The 23,897-nt window shown below is 68.6% G+C and carries 18 protein-coding genes; 8 read left to right on the forward strand and 10 right to left on the reverse strand.

Going from position 1 to position 23,897, the window contains the following annotated elements; genetic code table 11:
- Window positions 1–31 precede the first annotated feature (31 nt).
- The 5 genes from fabD to ACO2RJ_RS12905 all read right to left on the reverse strand — a co-directional run bounded on the left by fabD (window position 32) and on the right by ACO2RJ_RS12905 (window position 5,974).
- On the reverse strand, window positions 32–904 hold the full coding sequence (gene fabD / locus ACO2RJ_RS12885) for an ACP S-malonyltransferase (protein WP_423268403.1): 873 nt from the start codon (window positions 902–904) through the stop codon (window positions 32–34).
- 160 nt (window positions 905–1,064) lie between these two features.
- Window positions 1,065–2,699: a dipeptide ABC transporter ATP-binding protein gene (locus tag ACO2RJ_RS12890; protein ID WP_423268404.1), complete on the reverse strand. Its 1,635-nt coding sequence runs from the start codon at window positions 2,697–2,699 to the stop codon at window positions 1,065–1,067.
- The gene (locus ACO2RJ_RS12895; RefSeq protein ID WP_423268405.1) at window positions 2,696–3,622 is read right to left on the reverse strand and encodes an ABC transporter permease; all 927 of its coding nucleotides are present in this window, start codon (window positions 3,620–3,622) and stop codon (window positions 2,696–2,698) included. The genes ACO2RJ_RS12890 and ACO2RJ_RS12895 overlap by 4 nt, the downstream gene beginning before the upstream one ends.
- The gene (locus ACO2RJ_RS12900) at window positions 3,619–4,560 is read right to left on the reverse strand and encodes an ABC transporter permease (RefSeq protein ID WP_423268406.1); all 942 of its coding nucleotides are present in this window, start codon (window positions 4,558–4,560) and stop codon (window positions 3,619–3,621) included. The genes ACO2RJ_RS12895 and ACO2RJ_RS12900 overlap by 4 nt, the downstream gene beginning before the upstream one ends.
- 10 nt (window positions 4,561–4,570) lie before the next feature.
- Complete coding sequence (locus ACO2RJ_RS12905) at window positions 4,571–5,974, reverse strand: ABC transporter substrate-binding protein (protein ID WP_423268407.1); 1,404 nt, start codon at window positions 5,972–5,974, stop codon at window positions 4,571–4,573.
- Between the two features lie 398 nt (window positions 5,975–6,372).
- On the opposite strand from ACO2RJ_RS12905, the gene ACO2RJ_RS12910 reads away from it, so the two are divergent.
- The 3 genes from ACO2RJ_RS12910 (at window position 6,373) to ACO2RJ_RS12920 (ending at window position 9,355) form a co-directional block, all read left to right on the forward strand.
- A complete protein-coding gene (locus ACO2RJ_RS12910; RefSeq protein WP_423268408.1) occupies window positions 6,373–7,653 on the forward strand; it encodes an SfnB family sulfur acquisition oxidoreductase in 1,281 nt (426 codons plus the stop codon).
- A 71-nt stretch (window positions 7,654–7,724) separates the two neighbouring features.
- Complete coding sequence (locus ACO2RJ_RS12915; RefSeq protein ID WP_423268975.1) at window positions 7,725–8,420, forward strand: 4'-phosphopantetheinyl transferase family protein; 696 nt, start codon at window positions 7,725–7,727, stop codon at window positions 8,418–8,420.
- Entirely contained in the window at window positions 8,417–9,355 is a 939-nt protein-coding gene (locus tag ACO2RJ_RS12920) for a metallophosphoesterase family protein (RefSeq protein WP_423268409.1), read from the forward strand. Before ACO2RJ_RS12915 ends, ACO2RJ_RS12920 begins: the two co-directional genes overlap by 4 nt.
- 108 nt (window positions 9,356–9,463) lie before the next feature.
- Here ACO2RJ_RS12920 and ACO2RJ_RS12925 read toward each other — a convergent pair whose 3' ends face one another.
- Window positions 9,464–10,942, reverse strand: coding sequence for an amidase (locus ACO2RJ_RS12925; protein ID WP_423268410.1), 1,479 nt, complete (start codon window positions 10,940–10,942; stop codon window positions 9,464–9,466).
- Between the two features lie 25 nt (window positions 10,943–10,967).
- Window positions 10,968–12,491, reverse strand: a complete 1,524-nt coding sequence (locus ACO2RJ_RS12930; RefSeq protein ID WP_423268976.1) for a DHA2 family efflux MFS transporter permease subunit — start codon at window positions 12,489–12,491, stop codon at window positions 10,968–10,970.
- A 335-nt stretch (window positions 12,492–12,826) separates the two neighbouring features.
- On the opposite strand from ACO2RJ_RS12930, the gene ACO2RJ_RS12935 reads away from it, so the two are divergent.
- A complete protein-coding gene (locus ACO2RJ_RS12935; RefSeq protein ID WP_423268411.1) occupies window positions 12,827–13,639 on the forward strand; it encodes a Ku protein in 813 nt (270 codons plus the stop codon).
- On the opposite strand, the gene ligD is transcribed toward ACO2RJ_RS12935, so the two are convergent.
- Together ligD and ACO2RJ_RS12945 are read right to left on the reverse strand one after the other, a co-directional pair.
- Window positions 13,636–16,281, reverse strand: coding sequence for a DNA ligase D (ligD, locus tag ACO2RJ_RS12940; protein WP_423268412.1), 2,646 nt, complete (start codon window positions 16,279–16,281; stop codon window positions 13,636–13,638). The genes ACO2RJ_RS12935 and ligD overlap by 4 nt on opposite strands.
- 3 nt (window positions 16,282–16,284) lie before the next feature.
- Entirely contained in the window at window positions 16,285–17,166 is an 882-nt protein-coding gene (locus ACO2RJ_RS12945) for a Ku protein (RefSeq protein WP_423268413.1), read from the reverse strand.
- A gap of 177 nt (window positions 17,167–17,343) precedes the next feature.
- On the opposite strand from ACO2RJ_RS12945, the gene xth reads away from it, so the two are divergent.
- The 4 genes from xth to ACO2RJ_RS12965 all read left to right on the forward strand — a co-directional run bounded on the left by xth (window position 17,344) and on the right by ACO2RJ_RS12965 (window position 22,103).
- Window positions 17,344–18,156: an exodeoxyribonuclease III gene (xth, locus tag ACO2RJ_RS12950; RefSeq protein WP_423268414.1), complete on the forward strand. Its 813-nt coding sequence runs from the start codon at window positions 17,344–17,346 to the stop codon at window positions 18,154–18,156.
- 148 nt (window positions 18,157–18,304) lie between these two features.
- Window positions 18,305–20,347: a molybdopterin-containing oxidoreductase family protein gene (locus ACO2RJ_RS12955; protein ID WP_423268415.1), complete on the forward strand. Its 2,043-nt coding sequence runs from the start codon at window positions 18,305–18,307 to the stop codon at window positions 20,345–20,347.
- A 55-nt stretch (window positions 20,348–20,402) separates the two neighbouring features.
- Entirely contained in the window at window positions 20,403–20,837 is a 435-nt protein-coding gene (locus ACO2RJ_RS12960) for a DUF1810 domain-containing protein (RefSeq protein WP_423268416.1), read from the forward strand.
- Window positions 20,838–20,900: 63 nt separating this feature from the next.
- Window positions 20,901–22,103, forward strand: coding sequence for a DUF763 domain-containing protein (locus ACO2RJ_RS12965; protein ID WP_423268417.1), 1,203 nt, complete (start codon window positions 20,901–20,903; stop codon window positions 22,101–22,103).
- Between the two features lie 107 nt (window positions 22,104–22,210).
- Here the strand turns inward: ACO2RJ_RS12965 and ACO2RJ_RS12970 are convergent, their stop codons facing one another.
- The gene (locus ACO2RJ_RS12970; RefSeq protein WP_423268418.1) at window positions 22,211–23,728 is read right to left on the reverse strand and encodes an amidase; all 1,518 of its coding nucleotides are present in this window, start codon (window positions 23,726–23,728) and stop codon (window positions 22,211–22,213) included.
- Window positions 23,729–23,897: the final 169 nt, after the last annotated feature.

Consider the following 23,897-nt stretch of genomic DNA (forward strand, 5'->3'; position numbering starts at 1 on the left):
GTCTCCGGATTGAGCGGGAGCGACGGCCGGGCTAGGCCGCGGCGGCCAGTTCGATCTGCTGGTTCAAGCGGGTCAGCACCTTGCCGGGCCCCAGCTCCTCGAAGCTCACGGCTCCTCGGGCGCGCAGCCAGCGGATGATCTCGTCCCAGCGCACCGGGCTTGCGATCTGCTCCGCGAGCCGCGCCTTCACCAGCCCGTCGGCCGCGCCCGCCGGATAGGGCCGGCCCGTGACGTTCGACATGACCGGCGTCGTCAGGTCGCGGAACCGGAAGGTTCTCAGGAATTCCCGAAACTCGCCGGCGGCTTCGGCCATGTAACGGGAGTGAAACGCCGCGCTGACCGGGAGGCGGACGAACATCTTGAGCTCGGCTCCGGCGAACGCCGCCTCGGCGCTCGCGATGTCCTCCGCAGGGCCGGATAAAATGGTCTGGGTCGGCGCGTTGTAGTTCGCGACGTCGATCGACGTCAGCCCGGCCTCCCGCAGGCCCGCCTCGACGCGCTGCGGCGTCAGGCCGACGACCGCAGCCATCGCCCCGCCTTTGGCGCGCGACATCAGCTCGCCGCGCTTGCGCACGATCCGCAGTCCATCGATCAGGTCGAACGCGCCGGCCGCGAGAAGCGCGTTGTATTCGCCGAGGCTGTGCCCCGCGAGGAAGCCCGCCGACCGGCCTTCCGCCGCCGCCTTCCGATAGTGGAGGTAGTTGACGACGAACAAGGCCGGCTGCGTGAACTCCGTCCGCTTAAGCCGCCCCTCGGGGTCCTTCAGGCAGAGCGCGCGCAGGGAATAGCCGAGAACCGCGTCGATCGCGGGCTCCTGTTCGGCGAACTCCTCGAGCGCGTCGAATAATGCGGCCCCCATACCCTCATGTTGCGACCCCTGCCCCGGGAACAGAAATACATGCATCGCAATCTCCTGAATCAACAGAGATTAGATTGACATTACACGTCGTTCTCTCTCGCATTATTTACATTCAATTCGAATTATTTCTTTCTGTGATCTACAACAGCGCACTGTGCTCGCCATATAAGTTTGTTCTCATTGCCAATGCAACTATAAAATTACTTCAGGACAAGATTGCTCTTCCGCGCGGCCTCGCGCCCGCCGTCTCCAGGCCAGGCGCGGCGGCGATAAGCGCGGCGGTGTAAGGATGCTGCGGCGCGGCGAAGACCTGTCTGACGCGGCCCGCCTCCACGATCCGACCGTCGCGCATGACCGCGACCGCGTCGCAAAGCTGCGCCGCGACCCTGAGGTCGTGCGTGATGAACAGCATCGCGAGGCCGAACTGGACGCGAAGGCCTTGCAGCAGCTTCAAAATCTCCGCCTGCACCAAGACATCGAGCGCCGAGGTCGCCTCGTCCGCGATGATCAGGTCCGGCCGCATGGCGAGCGCCCGCGCGATGCAGATCCGCTGCCGCTGGCCGCCCGAGAATTGCCGGGGGTAGCGGTCGAGGCTCGCGGGATCGATCCGCACGAGCTCGAGCAGTTCCGCCGCGCCGGCCCGCGCCGCCGAACGCGTGGCGCCGAAGTTCAAAGGGCCCTCCGCCAGCGCCTCGGCAATGGTTCGGCGCGGATCGAGCGAGCGATAGGGATCCTGGAACACGATCTGGACGCGGCGCCGAAAAGGCTTCAGCAGCCGCCCCCGCAGCTTCGCCACGTCCTCGCCCTCGAGCAGGATCCGTCCGGCGTCGCCGTCGAGCAGCCGCGCCACGCAGCGCGCCACGGTCGATTTCCCCGACCCGGACTCGCCCACCAGCCCGAGCGTCTCTCCCCGCCGCAAGGCGAACGACACCGCGTCGGCGCCCACGACCGTGGCTGAGCGCCGAAACAGGCGCGCGCGACGATAGGTCTTGCTCAAGCCGTCGACGCGCAGCAGGAGCGCGCCCTCCCGCGCGTCGGGCTCCGCCGGCGGCGGCGAAAGGCTCGGAATCGCCGCCATGAGAGCGCGCGTGTAGGGATGGCTCGGACGGGCGAGCAGAGCCCGCGCCGCTCCCGCCTCGACCAGGCGCCCGTCCTTCAGCACGGCTACGCGGTCAGCGATGTCGTGCGCCACGCCGAAATCATGCGTGACGAACAGCACGGCCATCCCGCGCTCGCGCTGCACGGTGCGGATCAGGCTGAGGATTTGGGCTTGCGTGGTGACGTCGAGCGCCGTCGTCGGCTCGTCCGCGATCAGCAGCGCCGGCTTGAGCGCCAGCGCGATCGCGAGCACCACGCGCTGTCGCTGGCCGCCCGAGAGCTGGTGCGGATACGAGGCCGCGATCCGCAGGGCGTCGACGACGCCGACATCGGAGAGCGCGGCGAGGACCCGTCTCCGGCGTTCGGCGCGGCGGACGCCGCCATGCGCGCGGAACACTTCGCCGATCTGGTCGCCGCAGGTCATGACCGGATTGAGGGCCGTCATCGGCTCCTGAAACGCCATCGCCATCCGCAAGCCACGCAGCGTTCCCAGGCGCGGCTCCGGCGCGCCCAGGATCTCCTCGCCTTCCACCCGGATGGACCCGCTCGCCCGCAGATCGCGGGACAGCAGCCCCATCGCCGCCAGGGCGGTCATCGACTTGCCGGATCCGGATTCGCCGACGAGGCACAGAAGCTCGCCGCGGGCGACCTCGAGGCTCAGGCCGTCGACCCCGCGAGCGCGGTCGGAGCCGGACGGCAGTTCGACCGTCAGGTCGCGGATCACGAGCGCCGGCGCGCTCATGACGGTCTCTCCGAGGCGTCGAACGCGTCTCGCAGCCCGTCGCCGAGCATGTTCACCGCGAGCACCGTCAGCGCCACGAACAGGCCCGGCGCGAGGATCGTCTGCGGGTAGAGACGGAACCACTGCCGCCCCTCCGCCATGACGTTGCCCCAGCTCGGCGTTTCGATGGGGACGCCGACCGCAAGGAAGCTCAGCGCGGCTTCGATCAGGATCGCGGTCGCGCAGGCGAAGGTGCACTGCACGATCAACGGAGCGACGACGCTCGGCGCGACATGCCGGGCGAGGATCGCGCCCGGCGACGAGCCAACCCCGACCGCCGCCTCGATATAGGGCTCCTCCCGCACCTTGAGCGTGACGGCCCGAACCAGGCGGACGACGCGCGGCGTCTCGGGGATGACGATCGCCGCGACCACCGTCAGCACGCCGGCGCGCCACACCGAGACCAGCCCGATCGCGAGCAGCACTCCGGGGATCGCCATCAAGCCGTCCATCGCGCGCATGACGACGGCGTCGAGCGCGCGGACATAGCCGGCCGCAAGGCCGACGCCCATGCCGATCGCGCCGCTCAGCAGAGCCGCGGCGACGCCGACGAACAGCGATATGCGGCCCCCGTAGAGCACGCGGCTGTAGACGTCGCGGCCGAGCCCGTCGGTGCCGAACAGAGCGACGCGCTCTGCGGTCGATCCGTCGAGCAACGTCAGCGTGGCGGCGGCGCCGGGCGGCAGGTTGCGCGAGAGCGGATTGATGGCGACCGGATCCACCGCTCCCAGGAGGGGAGCCGCAATGGCGGCGATCGCGATCGCGGCGAGGACGCCCCCTCCGAACATGACGCGCCGGCTTCGCGACGCGCGCAGCCATCCGTCCCGCCCCGGCGTCGCCGACGCGGCCGGCTCGAGCCGCTCATAGGCGGCCGCGGCCGTCACAGCCGCATCCTCGGGTCGAACAGGCCGTAAGTCAGGTCGACGCAGAGGTTGACGGCCACATAGACGACCGCAGAGGCGAGGATCACGCCCTGCACGACGGGGTAGTCGCCGCCGACGACGGCGTCGATCATCAGTCGGCCGAGACCGGGGAGATTGAAGACGTTCTCCGTGACGACCACGCCGCCCATGAGCAGAGCCAGCCCGACGCCGATCACGGTGAGGATGGGCGCGGCGGCGTTGGGAAGCGCGTGCCGCAGCAACACCGACGCGCGGGACACGCCCTTGGCCCGGGCGGTGCGGATGTAGTCCTCGCCAAGGGTCTCCGCGACGCTCGCCCGCGTCATCCGGGCGATCACCGCCACATACACGGGCGCAAGCGACAGCACCGGCAAGGCGAGATGCTCGAGCCATGGACCGACGCCCCCGGAGAGTGGCCGATAGCCCTGGACCGGGAGCCAGCCGAGCCGGATCGCGAACAGATAGACGAGCGCGTAGCCGACGACGAAGCTCGGCGTCGAAAAGCCGAGCACCGAAAAGCCCATCAGGCTCCTGTCCAGGAGACTGCCTTTTCGGTGAGCCGCGGCGACACCGACCGGGACCGCCACGAGCACCGAGAAGGCGAGCGTGAGCGCCGCGAGCGACAAGGTCGGCTCCAGGCGCTGCATGAGCAGGTCCGCCACCGGGGTCCCGAAGTAGAAGCTCACGCCGAGATCGCCGGCGGCCACGGAGGTGAGCCAGGACGCGAACTGCGCCCAGATCGGCTGGTCCAGTCCGAACTGACTGCGAAACGCCGCGAGCTGCGCCTCCGACGCGCCCTCCCCGCCCGCGGCGGCGGCCGGATCGCCGAAGCCGGTCCGCAGCATCAGAAACACGACGGCGGCGACGGTCAGCAGCACCGGCATCGTCGCGGCCACACGGGCCAGGATTGCGACCCCCACCGTCCGGCCGTCAGCGCTTGGTCAGATTCCAGAACACCGGCGCCGGCGCGTGCAGCACGCCGGCGACGGTGTTTCGGGTGGCGATCGGCACGTGGAACTGGCCGATCGGGATATGGGTGGAGATCTCGACCGCGCGCTTCTGGGCCGCATCGGCCACGGCCTTCTGCGCCTCCGGATCCTGCGCGTCCATGAAGGACTGGCGCAGGCGCTCGAGCTCGAGATCGCAGGGCCAGCCCGGCTGCGCCGTGTCGCAGCTTGCGTCCATCATGTCGGCGACCAGCGGATTGATCGTGTCGATCCCGGTCGGGCCGGTCATGTAGGCGCTCCAGCCGCCGGCCTCCGCCGGCGCCCTGTTTTTCTGACGCCCGACCCAGCTGGCGATGTCGGAGACCTGCATGTCGACCTTGAAGCCGCCCCGCTCCAGCAGCGACTTGGCGACCGGCCCTATGTTCGAGCCAAGGCCGGAATACTGGATGAGGACGACCGGCGCGCCGTCGTAGCCCGCCCCCTTGAGCAGCCGCCGCGACGTTTCGAAGTCCGAGGCGAGCTTGCCCTCCATTCCGACGGACGTCTCGAACGGCGTGCCGCAGGCGTACATCGACTTGCAGATCTTGTATTGCTGCGGGTCACCCACCGCGGCGGCCATGAAATCCTTCTGATTCAACGCGTACCACGCCGCCTGCCGGATCTTCGGATCGTCGAACGGCTTGGTGGTGTGGTTGAAGCGGAAGGTCAGCATGATCCCGAGCGGATTGTACTCCGTCAGGACCACGTTCTTGTCCGCCCGCAAGAGCGGCAGCAGATCAACGAGCGGCATCTCCAGATAGTCGATCTCGCCGGAGAGCAGCGCGTTCACCTGGCTCTGCGGATCGGGCATGCTCAGCCATTCGACGCGGTCGACATTGACTGTCTTGCCGCCGGCGAGGCCCGAAGCCGGCTCATCGCGAGGCTTGTACTTGTCGAACTTGACATAGACGGCCTTGACGCCCGGCTTCCATTCGTCCGCCTTGAATACGAACGGGCCAGACCCGGTGTAGTCCGTGATCTGCTTGAGCGGGTCGGTCTCGGCCACGCGCTTCGGCATCATGAAGGGCGCGTAGGACGACGGCTTGGCGAGCGCGAACAGCAGCTGGCCGGTCGGTTGCGTCAGCCTGATCTCGAAGGTGCGGTCGTCGAGCGCCCTCATGGATTCGGTGATCGCCATCAGTTTCTTGCCGAGCGCGTCCTTGGCCGCCCAGCGGCGGATCGAGGCCACGCAATCCTCCGCCGTCACCGGCTGCCCGTCGTGCCAGAGCAGTCCGTCGCGCAACGTGAACGTGTAAGTCTTATTGGCGTTCGACAACTTATAGCGGTCGATCATCTGCGGCGCGACCTCGCCCTGCTCGTTTAACGCGAACAGCGTGTCGTAGATCATGTAGCCGTGATTTCGCGTTGGCCTAGAATTCGTCCAAATTGGATCTAAAATTTTAACATCAAACGACATGACCGCCTTGATATCAGACGCCGCTACAGCGCCGACATTCAGAGCCACGACGAAAATAGCGACGACGAAAGCCATTATATTCTTGATTTTCAAGGCCACGTTCTCCCAGATGGCGATGCAGGCTAGCAGCATCAGCCAATTGGGCTAGCCTATTCTTTATGACGCTAAGATGACCGCGACCACATCTGCGGGGCTAAGTGACTGATCAGAAATTGAAAAACATGCCCCGTCATACTTTGGGTTGATACCCGTCCCGGTTGTCCGATGAGGCGATCGGGATGCGGCGGAGCGTCGGCGGCGGCGCGCGATAGATCGGAGAGGACACACGAATGGCCATCGGAGCAGCAGCGGCGCAGACGGTCTCCAACCTTCGGGAGCGCCCCAGGGTGAACCAACCCGACGTGACGCTTCCGCCCAGTCCCTATCCGGGCGGTCCTGCCCGGCTCATCGCGGACCACGCCGAGGCTGTCGCCGTCGCGAACGAGCTTGCGGCGGATTTCGCCCAGGAGGCGGCCTTACGCGACCGCGAAGGGTACCTTCCCGTCGACGAGATCGAACGCTTCTCGCAAAGCGGCCTGTGGGCGATTACGGTTCCGAAGGCCTATGGCGGTCCGGAGCTGTCCTTCGTCACCGTCACCGAGGTGCTCAAGATCATTTCGGCGGCGGATCCGAGCCTCGGGCAGATGCCGCACAACCATTTCGCCTTCATCGAGCATCTCAAGAGCGATGCCGCCGAAGAGCAGAAACGGCACTTCTTCGGCGAAGTCCTGAAGGGGGTGCGGTTCGGCAACGCGATGTCGGAGCCGGGCAACCGACCGGTGAACGACATGCAGACCCGCCTGACCTATGTCGACGGCGGCTGCCTGGTGAACGGCGTCAAGTTCTATTCGACGTGCGCGTTGCTGTCCCACGTGGTGGTCATCGTCGGCAAGGACGACAACGGCGAGCATTTCTTCGCCTTCGCGGATCGCGCGGCGGAGGGCCTCACCATCGTCAATGACTGGTCGAGCTTCGGCCAGCGCACCACCGCATCGGGCACGGTTATCGCGAAAGACGTCTTCGTGCCGTCGGATCGGGTGGTCCCGACGCCCTTCTCGAAGGGCCTGCCGACCGCGCATGGCGCGGTGAACCAGATCCTGACCGGGATCGTCGACCTCGGAATCGCCAAGGGCGCGCTGAAGGAGACGGTCGAATTCGTCCGGAGCAAGTCGCGCGCCTGGGTCGACAACAAGGGCGGCGCGAGCGAGGATCCCTTCACGGTCGCGGCGGTCGGGGACCTCGCGATCCGGCTGCACGCCGCCGAGGCGCTGATGGAGCGGGCCGCCCGGCTGGTCGACGTCGGGCTCGCCGATCCGACCGCCGAGACCGCCGCGGAAGCCTCGATCGCGACCGCGGAGGCCAAGGTGCTGTCGACAGAGGTCGCGCTCGCGGCGACCAACAAGATGTTCGAGCTCGCCGGAACCCGCGCCACGCTCGCCGCGCATGGGCTCGACCGGCACTGGCGCAACGCCAGGACCCATACGCTGCACGATCCGGTGCGCTGGAAATTCTTCCACATCGGCAATTACGTGCTGAACGACATCCGGCCGCCGCAGGGAGCGTTCATCTGAGCCTGTCGCCAATAAGGATCGAGCCGGCCCCGCGGAGAGCGACCACGGCGGCCGGCCGGGTCGACCTCTGGCTGACCGACCCCGACGCTCGCGCGGCGGAGGAGCAGGCGGGCCTCCTCGCCCTGCTGAGCGCGGAGGAGCGTGCGCGCTGGGAACGCATCGTCGTTCCCTCGCCGCGCCGGCAGCATCTCTCGGCCCGCGCCCTGCTGCGCACGACGCTGTCGCGCTATGTCGACGCCGCCCCCGGGGATTGGAGCTTCGGCGTGAACGCGTATGGCCGCCCGCATGTCGAAGCCCCGCCTGCGGGGCGCGACCTCCATTTCAATCTCTCGCACGCCGACGGGCTGGTGGCGCTCGCGATCGCGGGAGAGCGGGAGATCGGGGTCGACGTCGAGAACGTGACGCGCGGCCTCGACCTTGACCGGCTCGCCCCTTACGCCTTCGCCGCGGCCGAGGCGGACGCCTTCGCCCAGGCGGCCGAGACCGAGAAGCGTTCGGTCTTCTTCGCCTTCTGGACCCTGAAGGAGGCCTACATCAAGGCGCGCGGCATGGGGCTCTCCCTTGGCCTTGACGGATTCGCCTTCGGCATCGACGCGGCCGAGCCGGCCGTGGCCTTCAGCGACAAATGCCCCGACGATCCGGCGCGATGGCGGTTTTGGCGCTTCTACCCGACCCCCCGCCACGCGCTTGCGCTCGCGGCGCCGGCAAGCGTCACCGAGGTTCGGGTGATCTGGACCACGCTCGAAGCCGAAGCGGAGCCCGCGTGAGACTTTACGCCGTCAGCGACCTGCACCTCGGATATGAGGAGAACCGGCGGATGCTCGAAGCGGCGCCGGCCCGGCCCGACGACTGGCTGATCCTCGCCGGCGACGTCGGCGAAAGGCTCGACCACCTGCGCCTCGCGCTCGACGTGCTGACGCCGCGCTTTCGGCGGATCGTCTGGGCGCCGGGCAACCACGATCTTTGGAGCTCCGGCCGCGAGGGGGCCGGCCTGTTCGGCGCTGCGAAATATGAGCGGCTGGTTCGGCTGTGCCGGTCCTACGGCGCGCTGACCCCGGAAGACGACTATGCGACCGCGGAGTTCGGCGGGCGTCTCATGCGCGTCGCGCCGCTGTTCCTGCTCTACGACTACAGCTTCCGTCCCGCCCATGTGCCGCTCGACCGGGCGCTCGCCTGGGCCCGGGAGTCCGGCGTGGAATGCGCCGATGAAGCGCTGCTGCGTCCCGACCCTTATCCCTCGCGCGCCGCCTGGTGCCATGCGCGGTGCGAGGAGACGTTCGCCCGCCTGTCCGCCGGCCCGCAGCTTCCCACCATTCTGGTCAATCATTTCCCGCTGGTCGAAAGCCTCGTCACGCTGCCGCGAATCCCGCGGTTTTCGCTGTGGTGCGGAACGAAGCGCACCGCCGACTGGCATCTTCGCTTCGGAACCGAGGCCGTCGTTTACGGACATCTGCACATACGCGGGACGCGGTTCGTCGACGGCGTGCGGTTCGAGGAAGCGTCGCTCGGCTATCCCAGGCAATGGGCCGGACGCGTCTCTCCCGCCACCCTGCTGCGCGAGGTGGCGCCGGGGCCGGCCCGGAGCAGGATCGGCGCGAACGACCCCCTCATGTCCGCGCCCAAAATCGCCCCCTCCGGACGAAGCGGGGGCGGCCTCGGCCTTGCCGCCGACACCCAGGACGGGCGCGTGGATAGGGGATAGACGTCCATCCCGAGGCGGAGACGACGACGCCGGTTGCAGCCGTCGGCCTTTAGCGCCGGCCTTCGTCGCTGCGGACGGAGTCGCCTCGAGGGTAGGAGAAGGCGCGCGTCACGTCGGCACGCTGCCCCGCTGCCGCCCGGAAGCGCGGGCCTGTGCAGCCGCGCCGGCCCAGACCGACGGGCGGCGGGACGACCAGGGCGCGGCCTGCTCGAGGCTCGCCGCGAGCCGGAACAGCACGTCCTCGCGGGCGAAGCGCGCCACGAACTGCAGGCCGATCGGCAGCCCTTTCGGATCCACGGCGAGCGGAAGCGAGACCGCCGGCTGGCCGGTGGCGTTGAAGAGCGCCGTGAAGGGCGCGTGGGCGAAGATCGCGTCCGTCCAGCTTTCGGCCGTCCAGCCCGGCTTTGCGCCGCTGAGCGCGCCCACGGGAGGGGCGACGCTCGCGATCGTCGGCGTGAGCAGCACGTCGAACTCGGCGAAGAACCGCGCCGCACGCCGGGACACGAAGTTGATCGCGTCGTCCGCCGCATAGATGTCGGCGGCCGAGAGCCGGCGGCCGTGCTCGTAGCAGGCAAGCGTCGCGGCTTCGAGCGTGTCCGGTCCCGGCCCCCGGCCCATGGCGCCGGCGATCTTGTCCACCGCATAGGCGATCGAGCCTGTCCAGAGCCGCATGTTCGCCGTGCGGAAGAGCTCCGCGTCGACCTCCGGCGACGCCTCCTCCACGACATGCCCCAAGGACTCGCAGAGATGGGCGACGGCGACGACGGCGTCTGCGACCTCGGGCGCCACAGCGGCCCCGCTCCAGGCGGCGCCGGTAAATCCGATACGCAACCGCTCGACCGGCGCGCCGACCTCGGCCGCGTAAGGGCGCGACGGCGGCGGAAGGACGAACGGATCGCCCTCCCCCGGCCCATGGGTCGCGTCCAGCAGCGCCGCGCAATCGCGCACCGTGCGCGTGACCGCGTGCTCGGCGCCGAGACCGAACAGCACGCCGCCGTGGCCGGGCCCGAGCGAGACCCTGCCGCGCGAGGGCTTCAGGCCGACGAGGCCGCAGCATGCGGCGGGTATGCGGATCGACCCGCCGCCGTCATTGGCGTGCGCCATCGGAACCATGCCGGCTGCGACCGCGGCCGCCGCGCCCCCGCTCGAGCCCCCGGCGCCGCGCTCAAGGCTCCACGGGTTGCGGGTCGGTCCGGACGCGAGCGGCTCCGTCGTCACGCTGAATCCCAACTCCGGCGTGCTTGTCCGTCCCAGCGTGGCGAGCCCTGCCGCATCCTGCCGTCGGACGAGTTCGCTGGTGACCGCCGCGCGAAGGCCCCGCGCCAGCCGGCTGCCGCATTCGTTGAGGGCGCCTTCCTCCTGCGCCAGCAGGTCCTTGCGCAGGAAGGGCACGCCCCGGAACGGACCTTCCGCGAGCGCGCGATCGGCCCGCTCCGGGAAGATCTCGACCAGGGCGTTGACCGCGGGTTCGACGGCTGCGATCGCCTCTCGCGCGGCGCGCTCAAGTTCACGGCTTTCCACCTCTCCGCGGCGCACGAGCTCGGCGAGCCCGCAGGCGTCATGCGCGGCGTATTCGTCGAGCCTCATGAGCGAACTCCTCCGCCGCGGATCGTCACGTCTGCTTCGGCCAGCGCAGAAGGGGCACGAGCGCGAGCGCCACGAAGAATATGAGCGCCATGACCCACAGCACGTCGGAGACCGTGAGCACGAGCGCCTCGCGCTTCGCCATCTCGGTCAGCTCGAGGACCGCCGCTCGGTCGCCCCGCAGTTGATCGGTGAACAGATCGCCGAACCGTGCGGCGAAGGCGGCCTGAGCCTGCGCCACGTCGGACTGGAACGGAGTGACCCTCTCGGCGAGGCGCGAATAGTGAAGCGACTGCCGCTCCTGGAGCATGATGCCGATGCCGGCGATCGACGCCGCGCCGCCGAGATTTCGCATCAGATTGTAAAGGCCGCTCGCCATCGGGAGCCGCCCGCTGGGCAGGCCGCCGAGCGCGAAACTCGTGATCGGGACGACCACGGCCATGCTGGCGGCGCCGCGTAGGACGAGCGCCCAGAACAGCTCCGCGCCGCCCCATTGGTTCGTCAGCGGCGTCATCATCACCAGCGAGACGCCATAGGCCACGAGGCCGCAGCCGAGCAGAAGCCGCTGATCGAGCCGGTTCGCGGTCGCTGCGATCAGCATGGTCGCCACGACCTGGGCGACCCCGGTGACGAACACCGCCTCGCCGATGTCGAGACTGTTGTAGTCCCTGACTTCGCCGAGAAAGACGGGCAGGACGAAGATCGCGCCGTAATTGCCGACGCCGACCACGAAGGACAGGGCGCAGCCGAGCGCGAAGTTGCGGATGCGGAAGGCGCCGAAATCGAGCACCGGTCTCGGATGCGTAAGCCCGCGCCAGATCACGACGCACCACGCCGCGGCGGAGGCGGCGGCGCATGCCGCGACAAGCGGGTCGTCGAACCAGTCCTTCCTGACGCCCTCCTCGAGCACGTAACCGAGACAGCCGAGCGCGATGGCGATGAAAGGGATGGAGAACGCGTCGAAGCCCTTCATCAGGCTGAAATCGGGCTCGTCGACGCGGACCAGGAGGGGGACGGCGACGGCGATCAGGAGGCCAGGCGCAAGATTGACGTAGAACAGATAGCGCCAGGAGAAGGTCTCGGTGATCCAGCCGCCGAGCGTCGGCCCTAATGTCGGGGCGAGCGTGCCCATCACGCCCAGCACGGCTGGGATCATCGCGGCCTTCGGTCCCTTGAACATCGCGAACCCCGCGGAGAAGGCGAGCGGAATCATGGCGCCGCCCACGAAGCCCTGGACGATGCGGAAGGCGATCATCGACTCGATGTTCCAGGCGAGCCCGCAGCACAGGCTGGCGATTGTGAAGGTCACCGCCGAGGCGGTGAACAGCCAGCGCGTGGACAGGACCTTGGCGAGCCAGCCGGACAGCGGGATCATCACGATCTCCGCGATCAGGTAGGAGGTCTGAACCCATGTCATCTCGTCGCGGCTGGCCGAAAGGCCGCCCTGGATGTCCTTGAGCGAGCCGGCGACGATCTGGATGTCGAGCAGGGCGACGAACATCCCGAGCGCCATCGCCAGGAAGCCGATGAACTTGCCGGTCTCGGAAGACATCCTCACGGGCCACAGGTCTCCCCGGAACGTTGCGCCAAGCCGCTGGGTCACGCCGTTCCCGACCGCTTTTCGCATGCAATCATGCGACGCGGCGATGACGAAAATCGATCAAAGCGAGCACAGGGTTGCCGAGGGCTTATCCGGAATGGGCTGAGGCGCGTGGCCCGGGCGCAGCTGCATGACGCAAACCAGCCGCGCGCGGCGCGGCGCATGCCCGGATTGAGTTCGATGGGGGCGTCATCGACTCCGAAGTTCGAGCGCCGAGCCGACCGGCGTCCAGGAACCAAACGCCTCTCCGCCCTGTTCTGCTCCGCGAGCAGGGGAGACCGCACGCCATGGCCGTTCGCGCCTTCTGGAAGGGCTATCTCAAACTGTCGCTCGTCACCTGTCCGGTGGCGATGACGCCGGCGACGTCCGAAGGCGAGAAGGTCCGGTTCCACACCCTCAACCGCGCGACCGGCAACCGCATCGTCAGCGAGTATGTCGACAGCGTCACCGGCGACCCCGTCGAGAGCGAAGACGAGGTCAAGGGCTACGAACGCGGCGAGAACGACCACGTCATGCTGGAGGACGAGGAGCTCGACGCGGTCGCCCTCGACACCACGCACACGATCGACATCGAGATGTTCGCGCCGCGCGATAGCGTGGGGTGGATCTGGTACGACAAGCCGCACTACCTCATGCCCAACGACAAGGTCGGCGAGGAAGCCTTCACCGTCATCCGCGAGGCGATGGCGGCGACCGACATGGTCGGCATCGCGCGTCTCGTGCTCTACCGTCGCGAGCGCGCCGTGCTGCTTGAGCCGCGCGGCGCGGGCATCGTGCTCTGGACGCTGCGCTATGGCGACGAGGTCCGCGACCCCAAGGATTATTTCGGCGATCTCAAGCAGGACAAGCCGGACCCGGAGCTGATGAAGCTCGTCACCTCGCTGATCGAGGAGCGGACCAAGTCCTGGTCCGGCGACATGGTCGACGACCCCGTCCAAGCCCGCCTGCTCGACCTGATCAAATCGAAAAAGAAGAAGGGGACCAAAAAGGCCGCGAAGCCGAAGGTCGAGGCGCCGGCCGAGACCGGAAACGTCATCAACATCATGGACGCGTTGCGCAAAAGCATCGCGTCCTCCTCGGGCAAATCCAAGCCGCGCTAACGCTTGCGCCGCTTCGCCGTGGATGCCGTCGGGATCGGAGCCGCGGCCGCTCGGAAGCCCTCCCAGGGATCCGAACCAAGCGCGGCGAGCCGCGTCGGCGTGTTGTCGACGGTGAAGTGCGCGGGACCGATCTCCGGGCCGAGTTCGTCCCACGCGAGCGGCGCGGACACCGCCGCGCCGGGGCGCGCCCGGGTCGAATAGGGGGCGACCGCGGTCGCGCCCCGGCCGTTCCGGAGATAGTCGACCAGAATCTTGCCGCCGCGCTTCGCTTTCGCGACGGTCGCCACGTAGCGCGCGGGATCGTCGCCGGCCATGGAGTCCGCGATCGCCTTGGTGAAGGCCTTCACCTCCGGCCACTCGGCCTTCGGCTTCAAGGGCGACACGACGTGCAGACCCTTGCCGCCGGACGTCTTCACGAAGGCGGCGAGCCCGGCGGCCTCGAGGCGCGCCTTCACCTCGTGGGCGGCCTCGATGATCGTCGCCCAGTCGACGCCCTCGCCGGGGTCCAGATCCATGATGATCATGTCCGGCGTCTCGAGGGCCGCGTTCGTCGACCCCCAGGGATGGATCTCCAGAACGCCGCCCTGGACGAGTCCGAGCAACCCTTCACGGCTGTCGATCGTCAGCAGCGGCTCGTCGTCCGTAGGATCCTTGAATTGCCCGATGTGCGAGTTCATCCCTTTCCAGGCGTGCTTCTGGAAGAAGCACTGCTCGACGACGCCGCCGGGACAGCGCAGCAGCGAGAGCGGCCGACCCGTCACGAAAGGCGCGATCCGCGGCCAGACTTCCATGTAGTAGTCCGCAAGCCCCTGCTTGGTGACGCCGCTTTCGGGCCAGTAGAGCCGATCCGGATGCGTCAGCTTGACGGTGGGAGCCGCGACCTTCGCCGCCGATCCGTCCGGCGCCGATTCCCGCGCGACTTCGGCTGCGGGCTTGTCCTCCCGGAGCCCGCGGAACGCCGCGTGCCGCAAATGGCGGTCGCCGGTCCAGGCGCGGAATTCGATCTCGGCCACGAGGTCCGGCTTCACGTAGCGCAGGCCGCGCGCCTCATCCGGCGTCAGCCGGTCGGCGAAGGGCGACCGCTTCACCTCGAGCGCCTGCAGCTTCTTGAAGAGATCCTCGGCGACTTTCGCGGAAAAGCCCGTGCCGACCCGACCGACATGCTCGAGCCGCCCGTCCTCATAGGCGCCGAGCGCCAGCGACCCGATCGCGCGCGCCGACGTGCTCGACGGCTTGTATCCGCCGATGACGAACTCCTGACGGTGCGAGCATTTCGATTTGATCCAGGTCCGGCCCCGGCCGGAGACGTAACGCGCGTCGCGATCCTTCGAGACGACGCCCTCCAGGCTGAGACGGCAGGCGTGCTGCAGCACGAGCGCGCCGTTCTCGTCGAAATGCTCGCTGAGCCGGATGACCGGCCCCGCGCTCCGAACGATCTCGGCCAGCGCCGCCTTGCGGTCGATCAGCTTGCAGGCGGTGAGATCGTAGCCGTCGAGGTAGAGCAGATCGAACACGTAGAGCACGAACTGGTCGGTCCGGTTTTCGCTCAGCGCCTCCTGAAGGGCCGAAAAGTCGGAGGCGCCGGCCCCGTTCTCGACGACGAGCTCGCCGTCGATCATCGCGCTCTCGACCGGCAGGGCTTTCAGCGCGTCGACGACGGTTCGGCCGAATTTCGTCGTCCAGTCGAGGCCGCTCCGCGTCATGAGCTTCACCTCGCCGCCCTCGACGCGCGCGAGCAGCCGGTAGCCGTCAAACTTGATCTCGTGGATCCATTTGGCGCCGGAGGGCGCCTTGGCGGCGAGGGTCGCGAGGCTGGGCGCTGTGAAATCCGGCAGCGCGGCCGCCTTCGCGTTGCGGATCTTCGCGGGATCAGGGGCCTGCGCGGTCTCGGAGGATGACGCCCCGGCCGCCTTTTCGGCCGAGGAGGACCGCGCGGATTTCCGCGTCACTGCCTTCGCGGGCTTCGCCGCCGTCCCCGGTTTGGCCGCCTTATCCGATTTGCCCGCTTTCGAAGATTTGGCCGCCGCTTTCGGCTCCTGGTCGATCTTGCCGCTCTTCGAAGACCAGCCCGGCGTCTCGCCAGCCACCTCCTCCACGAGCCGGCCGGTCGCGACCGATTCCGGCCGCTCTTCCAGGATGTCGGGGTCGCTCTCGCCGCGGGCCGCGTCGTCCTCGCCCTTGATCAGCAGCCAGTTCTCCCGCGTCTCGCCGCGCTTTCCGGCCATCCGCACCAGATGCCAGCGTCCTTTGAGCTTTTCGCCATGGAGCTCGAACTCCAGGTGGCCCTTCTTGTAGCCGCGCGCAGGATCGCCGATCGGCGACCAGCGGCCCCGATCCCAGAGAAGCACGGTCCCGCCGCCATATTCGCCCTTCGGGATCGTGCCTTCGAAGGTCCCGTATTCGATCGGGTGATCCTCAGTCTGCACGGCGAGCCGCTTTTCGCCCGGCACGAGGCTCGGCCCCTTGGTGACGGCCCAGCTCTTGAGCACGCCGTCCATTTCGAGCCGCAGGTCGTAATGCAGCCGGCGCGCGTCGTGCTTCTGGATGAGATAGCCGTCGCCCGTTCCGAGCGCGTCCTCCGCGCCCGCCGGCTCCGCGGTCTTCTTGAAGTCGCGCTTGCGCCGGTAGACCTCGAGCGCCATCGCTCAGCTCGCCTTGCGCCGTTCGGCGCGGCCGCCTGCGACGGCGGGCTTTCGAGCGGGCGCCTTTTTGGACGCGGCCTTCTTGGCGGGGGCCTTTGTCTTGTCGCCGCCGCCGACGCCCGCGCTCTGACGCAGCGCCTCCATGAGGTCCGTGACTTTCTCAGGAGCCTTGGGCTTGCGCGGCGTGATCTTTCGGCCCTCGACCTTCGCCTTCACGAGCTCGGCGAGCGTCGCCTCGTAGCGATCATCGAACTTCGAGGGATCAAACTCGCCGCGCTTCGTGGAGATGATGTGCTTCGCGAGATCCATCATCTCGCCTGCGATCTTCGTCTTCGGGAGGTCGCTGAACGCGTCGGCCGAAGAGCGCACCTCGTAGTCGAAGTTGAGCGTCGTCCCGACCAGCCCTGCCCCGTGCGGACGGATGAGCACCGTGCGCTCGCGACGGAACAGCACGGTCCGCGCCAGCGCGGCGACTTTGTTCGCCCGCATCCCTTCGCGGATCAACTCGAACGCCTCGACGGCCGATTTGTCGGCCGGCGCGAGGTAATAGGGCTTGTCGAAATAGACGTCGTCGACGTCGCCGCAGGCGATGAAGGCGTCAATCTCGAGCGTCTTGTCGCTTGCCGGCACCGCGGCGGCGACCTCGTCCGGTTCGAGCACGACGTATTCGCCCGACGAGACCTCGTAGCCCTTCACCTGGTCGTCATGCTCGACCGGCTTGCCGGTCTCCGAGTCGACGTAACGCCGGCGGACCCGATTGCCGGTCTCGCGGTTCAGCGTGTGGAACGCGATCCGGTCCGACGTCGAGGCGGCGGTGTACAGCGCGACAGGACAGGCGACTTCGCCGACCTTGAGAAAGCCCTTCCAGTTCGCCCTTGGCGCCACGTGCCGTGCTCCTGCTGACGACTCGAAACGTCACGCGGGACATCCAGTTCCGACTCAGATCTCAACGGTTTCGGCGGAAGGGAACCAACGTCGTCGCGCGGCGCTTGTCGCCCGCAGCCGGCCCTTGCTCTCCCACAGGCCGGCGGATGATCTTTTCAACGCCAGCGAGCGTCGGACGTGAAACTCGCGACCTACAACGTCAACGGGATCAACGGCCGCCTCTCGGTCCTCCTGCGGTGGCTCGGCGACGCCCGCCCCGACGTCGTTTGCCTTCAGGAGTTGAAGGCGCCCGGAGACAAATTTCCCGAGCGAGCGATCCGCGACGCAGGCTACGACGCCGTCTGGCACGGCCAGAGCCGCTGGAACGGCGTCGCGATCCTGGCGCGCGACGCCGAGCCGATCGAGACGCGACGCGGCCTGCCGGGCGACCCCACGGACGAACAGAGCCGCTACATCGAGGCGGCGGTCAACGGCGTGCTGGTCGGCGGCCTCTACGCGCCGAACGGCAATCCCGCGCCGGGTCCGAAATTCGACTACAAGCTTCGATGGTTCGAGCGGCTGACAAGGCACGCAGCCGAGCTCATGGCCGCCGACATCCCCGCCGCGCTGATCGGCGACTTCAACGTCATCCCGACGGACTTCGACGTCTACAAGCCGGAGCGGTGGCGCGACGACGCGCTGTTCCGGCCCGAGGCGCGCGACGCGTTCGGCACGCTCGTCGCGCAAGGCTGGACCGACGCCGTCCGCACGCTGCATCCCGACGAGCCGATGTACAGCTTCTGGGATTATTTCCGGAACGCCTGGGGCCGCGACGCGGGGCTGCGCATCGACCACGCGCTTCTGAGTCCGGCGATCGTGGCGAGGCTCAAGGCGGCCGGGGTCGACCGCGATGTCCGCGGATATGACAAGGCGAGCGACCACGCCCCCGTCTGGGTCGAGCTTGCGGCCGAGGGTTCGAACGCCCGGAAGCCGCGCTCCGGAACGGAGTGACGCGGCCCCTCGCCTCGCGACATCCCGCTGGCGGGGCGCCGCGGGCGGCGCTAGACTTTGGTCGGACGCCGTCGGCGAGAGCTGCGGCGAGGGCGTGCGGATCCGGCGCTGAGGCGAGCCGCGCAAAGTCTGGCCGCTGGTGCTCGCGATGACCGTGACGGACTCCGTCAAGACGACCTGCCCACGAGATTGCTACGACGCCTGCGGGATCGTGGCGGTGCGCCAGGACGGCGTGATTCAGAAAGTGATCGGCGACCCGGACCACGCGATCGCGCGCGGGGGCCTCTGCGGCAAGTGCGCCATAGCCTATAACGGCGCGTGGCGCGATCCGACCCTGAGGCTGGCCACCCCCCTGCGCCGCGTCGGCGCGAAGGGCGAAGGCCTGTTCGCCCCGGTCTCGTGGGACGAGGCGCTGTCCGAGATCGCCGCGCGCTTTCAAGCGCTCATCCAGGCCGGCGAGGCCCGGACCATCCTGCACACCCACTACACCGGGACCGTCGGCCTGGTCGGGGGCTGGTTTCCCCTGCGCCTGTTCAACCGGATCGGCGCGACCGAGGTCGATCCGGACACCGTGTGCAACAAGGCCGGGCACATGGCGCTCGAGCTGACGTTCGGGGACTCGCTCGAAGGCTTCGACCCGCGGAGCGCCGCCGAAGCGCGCACGATCCTGATCTGGGGCGCCAACCCCTCCCATTCGGCGCCGCATCAGGATCGGAACTGGGTGAACGCGGCCCGCAAGCGCGGGACGACCATCGTCGTCGTCGATCCGATCGGCCATCAGACGGCGCGCGCGGCGGATCATCACCTCAAGCTCGCGCCGGGCTCCGACGCCGCCCTCGCCTTCGCCTTCCTAAACGTGCTGCGCGCGCACGGCCTGGTCGACCAGGCGTTCCTCGAGTCCTGCGTGCTCGGTTGGGAGGATCTGACGGCGTCGATCGACGCCATGACCCCTGCCCGCGCCGCGGCGCTCTGCGGCCTGTCCGAGGACGCGATCGTGGAGGCCGCGCTCGCCTATGGGCGCGGGCCCTCCCTTCTGTGGCTCGGCCAGGGAGTCCAGCGCCAGCCGAGCGGCGGGAACGTCTTCCGCTGCCTCGCAGCCCTCGTCGCGTTCACGGGAAACCTCGCCAAGCCCGGCGCAGGCTTCCTCTACATGAACGGCGCAGGCGGCCGCGGGATCGACATGGCGAGCGTCACCTCGCCCGATCTCGCGCGGGACGGGACCGGTTCGATCAGCCACATGGATTTCGCCGCGACGCTGGAGCGCTCGTCCGACGCGAAAGCCCTCGTCAACTGGAACAACAACCCGGCCGCGTCCTCGCCCGAACAGTCGCGCCTCCGCCGCGCGCTCAAGCGTGAAGACCTGTTCCACGTCGCGGTCGACCTGTTTCACACCGACACGACGGCCTATGCGGACATCGTCCTGCCCGCGGCGAGCTTTCTGGAGTGCGACGATCTCGTGCTGTCCTATTTCGACCTGACGCTCTCCGCGCAGGTCAAGGCCGGGGCGCCGGTCGGACAATCGCTGCCGAATTCGGAGATCTTTCGCCGGCTCGCAGCCGCCATGGGCTACGATGATCCCGACCTCTTCGAGACCGATGAAGCGCTCCTCGAGCGCTTGCTCGCGCAGACGCCTTACGCGGGCGGCTTCGCGGACCTCGCCCGCTCCGGCACCGTTGAGCTGTTTCCGGAGGAGCGCCTGCAGTTCGCGGATCTCGTCTTCAACACGCCGTCCGGCCGCATCGAGCTTGCGAGCGCGCGCGCCGAGGCGCTCGGGCTGCCCCGGCTTCCTCAGCCCCATGTCGATCCGCCTCCGGCGGGCGACCGCATCCGCATTCTGTCTCCCGCCTCGCAGTGGCTCATGAATTCGAGCTATGGCAATGACGAGCAGATCCGCCGGCGCCTCGGGCCGCCGACCGTCGCGCTGCATCCGGACGACGCGGACCGCCGCGGCCTGGTCGAAGGCGATGCGGTGATCCTCTCCAACGAGACCGGGCGACTGCCGCTGACCGTGAGGATCACGGAAGAGTCGCAACCGGGGGTAGGCGTGGTCCACAAGGGCCGATGGCCGGGGGCGTCGGCCGGCGACGCCAACGTCAACGTGCTCGTTCCCGGTCGGAAGAGCGACTTCGCCGAGAGCACCACGGTCCACGCCGTGGAGGCGGACCTCGTCCGGCAGGATGCGGCGGAGTGAGCGTCCGTAGGCGCGGCGGCGGACCCGAAGCGAGGGCCCGCGCGTTGATCGGAGCATGACCGACGATCCCTACGACCTCGCCCGGTTCGTCACGGCGCAGCAGACCACGATCGACGCCGCGCTGGCGGAGCTCCGCGCCGGCCGCAAGACGAGCCACTGGATGTGGTTCGTGTTCCCGCAGTTGCGCGGGCTGGGCTCGTCGGCGACGGCGCAGTTCTACGGGATCGCTTCGCTCGCGGAAGCGCGCGCCTATCTCGCGCACGGGGTCCTGGGCCCTCGGTTGAGAGAGTGCGTCGAGGCCGTCCGCGCGGTCGAAGGGCGTTCCCTGCGGGAGATCTTCGGAACGCCGGACGACATGAAGTTCCGCTCGTCGATGACGCTCTTCAGCCTCGCCGCCGAGGACGGAGACGACCTTTTCGCTACCGCCATCCGCGAGCTCTGCGACGGCCGGCCCGACGACCGGACGATCGCGCTCGTCCGGAACCCGTAAAAAAGGAACCCGGGGCGCCGCCGGCGCATGCTAGAACAGGCAGGGAACAGGCGGAGACTTCGGATGGCGCGACGCGCCGGCAGCGCTGACCTTCCGCTTCATGGCGGGCGCGTGCCCGCCTGGCTCGGCCAGCGCATGTCCCGCCTCGGCGGCGTCATGGCGGAAGCGATCGTCCATCATTACGGGCGCGACGAGCTGCTGCGCCGGCTCGCCCACCCCTTCTGGTTCCAGTCCTTCGGGGCCGTGATGGGGATGGACTGGCACTCCTCCGGCGTCACCACGAGCGTGATCGGCGCGCTGAAGCGCGGACTGGCTCCCCTCTCGGCCGAGCTCGGGGTTCATGTCTGCGGAGGACGCGGCAAGCACTCGCGGCGCACGCCGGCGGAGCTTCAGTCCATCGGCGAGCGCGTCGGACTGGACGGCGCCGCGCTCGCGGATGCGAGCCGCATGACCGCCAAGGTCGACAGCGCGGCGGTGCAGGACGGTTTCGAGCTCTACCTGCATGGCTTCATCGTGACCGACGACGGCGATTGGACGGTCGTCCAGCAGGGCATGAGCGGGGATCTACGCCAGGCGCGCCGATATCACTGGCTGTCGGAGGGCCTCGGGAGCTTCGTCGAGGAGCCGCACGCCGCAATCGACGGCCGGCAAGGCGGCGCGATCGTCAATCTCGTGGACCGCCGCGCCGAGGCGTCCCGCGGCGCGCAGCTCGACCTGCTGCGCTCCGTCGCGCCCGACAGGCTGGCGGCGGACGCGCTCGCGCTCGAACCTGCCGCATCCCCGCCGAGCCAGGCGGCGCAGCTCGCGCTGCCGCATCTGGTGATGCCGACCCACCACGACGTCCGGCCGAAGGATGTCGTCGCCCGCAGGCTGCAGGGCGCAATCGCGGCCGCGGCCGAGCGCGGCCCGACCGATTTCGCCGACCTGCTGCGCACGCCGGGCGTGGGGGCCCGGACGGTGCGGGCGCTCGCGATGGTCGCGGAGGTCGTTCACGGCGCGCCCTGCCGCTTCAGCGATCCCGCGCGCTTCTCCTTCGCGCATGGCGGCAAGGATCGTCACCCGTTCCCGGTGCCGACCAGGGTCTACGACCAGACCATCGCGGTGCTGAAGACCGCAGTCGCCCAGGCCAAGCTCGGCCAGGACGACAAGCTCGAGGCGCTGAAGCGCCTCGACGCCGAGCAGCGCCGGCTCGAACGCGCGGTCGAGGGGCCGAGCGTCGACCGCGTAATCGCGACCGAACGGTCGCGCTCGGCCGACTATGGCTGACGCAGCGTGTTCGGATGGGAGACGGAGATCGCCGCCCGCTCCAGTTCGTCAGAACGGCCATCGCAGTAGTGGCGCAGCACGGCCGCGCCACGACTGAGGGGGGGCCGTCAGCCCGCGGTTTGGTAAGCGTGGGCCGCGCGCAGGACCGTCACCTCGTCGAAGCTGCGTCCCGTCAGCATCAGGCCAATCGGCAGGCCCGCCACGTCGCGGCACGGCGTCGAGATCGAGGGGTGCCCGGTCAGATCGAAGGCCGCGGTGTTCCGCACCATGTTGAGCGCCTGCGCGACATAGGTCTTGCGATCCTCCTCGACCGAGGGCGGCAAGACATGGGCGGTCTGCGGCGTGGTCGGCATCAGCACCAGATCCACCTCCTCGAAGAGGCGGTCATAGGCGGCGGTCAGCGCGCGCGAGAGGTTCTGCGCGCGGCCATAGAACACGCCGTGATACCGCTCGCGCATGTAATGCGCGACGATCGCGCCGAGCTTCGCCGTGGCTGAGAAATCGCCGCCGTTTGTGACGATTCCGCGGGACATGGCGGACATCAGCCTTGTGTTGAAATAACCCTTCGTCTGGTAGGCGGCGTGGCCGTGATAGAAGCTGTCGACGCCGCCTTCGATGGCGATGGCGTTCCAGAGCGGAACGACGTGACGGTGCTCGGGCACGGACACTTCCCGCACCTCGGCGCCGAGGCCCGCCAGCTGCTTGGCCGCGGCCCGCACCGCAGCGTCGACCGCCTCCATCGACTCGGGGGTCCCAAAACCCTCCTTCACGACCGCGATCCTGAGGCCGCGGACGCCGTCTCCGAGCCTGGCCCGATAGTCGGGGGTCTCGATGGTGGGGGGCTGGCGGGGGTCGATCGCCGTGTCGTCCTTTCCGGCGATCACCTGCAGCATCAGGGCGCAATCCTCGGCGGTCTTCGCCATCGGGCCGATGTGGTCGATCGTCTGGTCGAAGCCGACGATGCCGGTGTAGGGCACCAGTCCATGCGTCGGCTTGAGGCCGACCACGCCCGACCAGGAGGCGGGGATGCGGATCGAGCCGCCCTGATCGCCGCCCAGCGCGATGTCGACCATGTCGGTCGCGGGCGCGATCGCCGAGCCGCAGGACGAGCCGCCCGCGGCATGCGCGGGATCGGCCGGATTGAGTCCCGGACCGTAGGCGCTGGTGTGGCCGCCGCCCGAGAACGCGAAGTCGCAGGTGTTGAGCATCGCCGTGATGTGGCCGCCGGCCTCAACGATCCGCTTCACGACCGTCGCGTCGATGTCCGGCACGTAGTCATAGAGAAGCCGCGACGCGCAGGTCGTCGGGATACCCGCGACGCACACCGTGTCCTTCACGCCGATCCGCTTGCCCGCCAAGGGGCCGCGCGGCTCCACCGCCTGAACGCTGCAGAAGCGGGCGACGCCGTTCAATGGATCAGCGTCCTTGCCGGGACGCGCGCCTGGAATGCGAACCGCCGGCGTGACCTCGCGAACGGGATCGGGATATTGATCGAGCTCGTCATATCCTTCCATCACGCCCTTGACGATCTCGAAGAAATCGTCCGCCTCGATCTCCGTCAGACGAAGATGATGGCGCTCGGAGATGTCGAAAATGTCCTCGCGAGAGGGACGGCGTAACGTCATGGCGTATTCTCCGGTCTTTCAGGCGCTCGTGCGCCTGCGACTGTCTGCTTGATCGCGCAGCTCCGCTTTCACGGATTTGCGCGGCGCACTCTTCAGGCTCGCGGCGCCGAAGACTCGGCGGCCGGCGGCCACGTCGCCCGGACGCAGGAAGCGTTCCAGATGGCGGAGG

The sequence above is a fragment of the Hansschlegelia sp. KR7-227 genome (genome assembly GCF_049446035.1).
Lineage (GTDB): Bacteria > Pseudomonadota > Alphaproteobacteria > Rhizobiales > Methylopilaceae > Methylopila.

Excerpts from the sequence above, each read along its gene's own strand:
- fabD (WP_423268403.1), bottom strand. The coding sequence starts at position 904 with ATGCATGTATTTCTGTTCCCGGGGCAGGGGTCGCAACATGAGGGTATG.
- ACO2RJ_RS12890 (WP_423268404.1), bottom strand. The coding sequence starts at position 2,699 with ATGAGCGCGCCGGCGCTCGTGATCCGCGACCTGACGGTCGAACTGCCG.
- ACO2RJ_RS12905 (WP_423268407.1), bottom strand. The coding sequence starts at position 5,974 with ATGATCTACGACACGCTGTTCGCGTTAAACGAGCAGGGCGAGGTCGCG.
- ACO2RJ_RS12910 (WP_423268408.1), top strand. The coding sequence starts at position 6,373 with ATGGCCATCGGAGCAGCAGCGGCGCAGACGGTCTCCAACCTTCGGGAG.
- ACO2RJ_RS12925 (WP_423268410.1), bottom strand. The coding sequence starts at position 10,942 with ATGAGGCTCGACGAATACGCCGCGCATGACGCCTGCGGGCTCGCCGAG.
- ACO2RJ_RS12930 (WP_423268976.1), bottom strand. The coding sequence starts at position 12,491 with ATGTCTTCCGAGACCGGCAAGTTCATCGGCTTCCTGGCGATGGCGCTC.
- ACO2RJ_RS12935 (WP_423268411.1), top strand. The coding sequence starts at position 12,827 with ATGGCCGTTCGCGCCTTCTGGAAGGGCTATCTCAAACTGTCGCTCGTC.
- ligD (WP_423268412.1), bottom strand. The coding sequence starts at position 16,281 with ATGGCGCTCGAGGTCTACCGGCGCAAGCGCGACTTCAAGAAGACCGCG.
- ACO2RJ_RS12955 (WP_423268415.1), top strand. The coding sequence starts at position 18,305 with ATGACCGTGACGGACTCCGTCAAGACGACCTGCCCACGAGATTGCTAC.
- ACO2RJ_RS12960 (WP_423268416.1), top strand. The coding sequence starts at position 20,403 with ATGACCGACGATCCCTACGACCTCGCCCGGTTCGTCACGGCGCAGCAG.
- ACO2RJ_RS12965 (WP_423268417.1), top strand. The coding sequence starts at position 20,901 with ATGGCGCGACGCGCCGGCAGCGCTGACCTTCCGCTTCATGGCGGGCGC.
- ACO2RJ_RS12970 (WP_423268418.1), bottom strand. The coding sequence starts at position 23,728 with ATGACGTTACGCCGTCCCTCTCGCGAGGACATTTTCGACATCTCCGAG.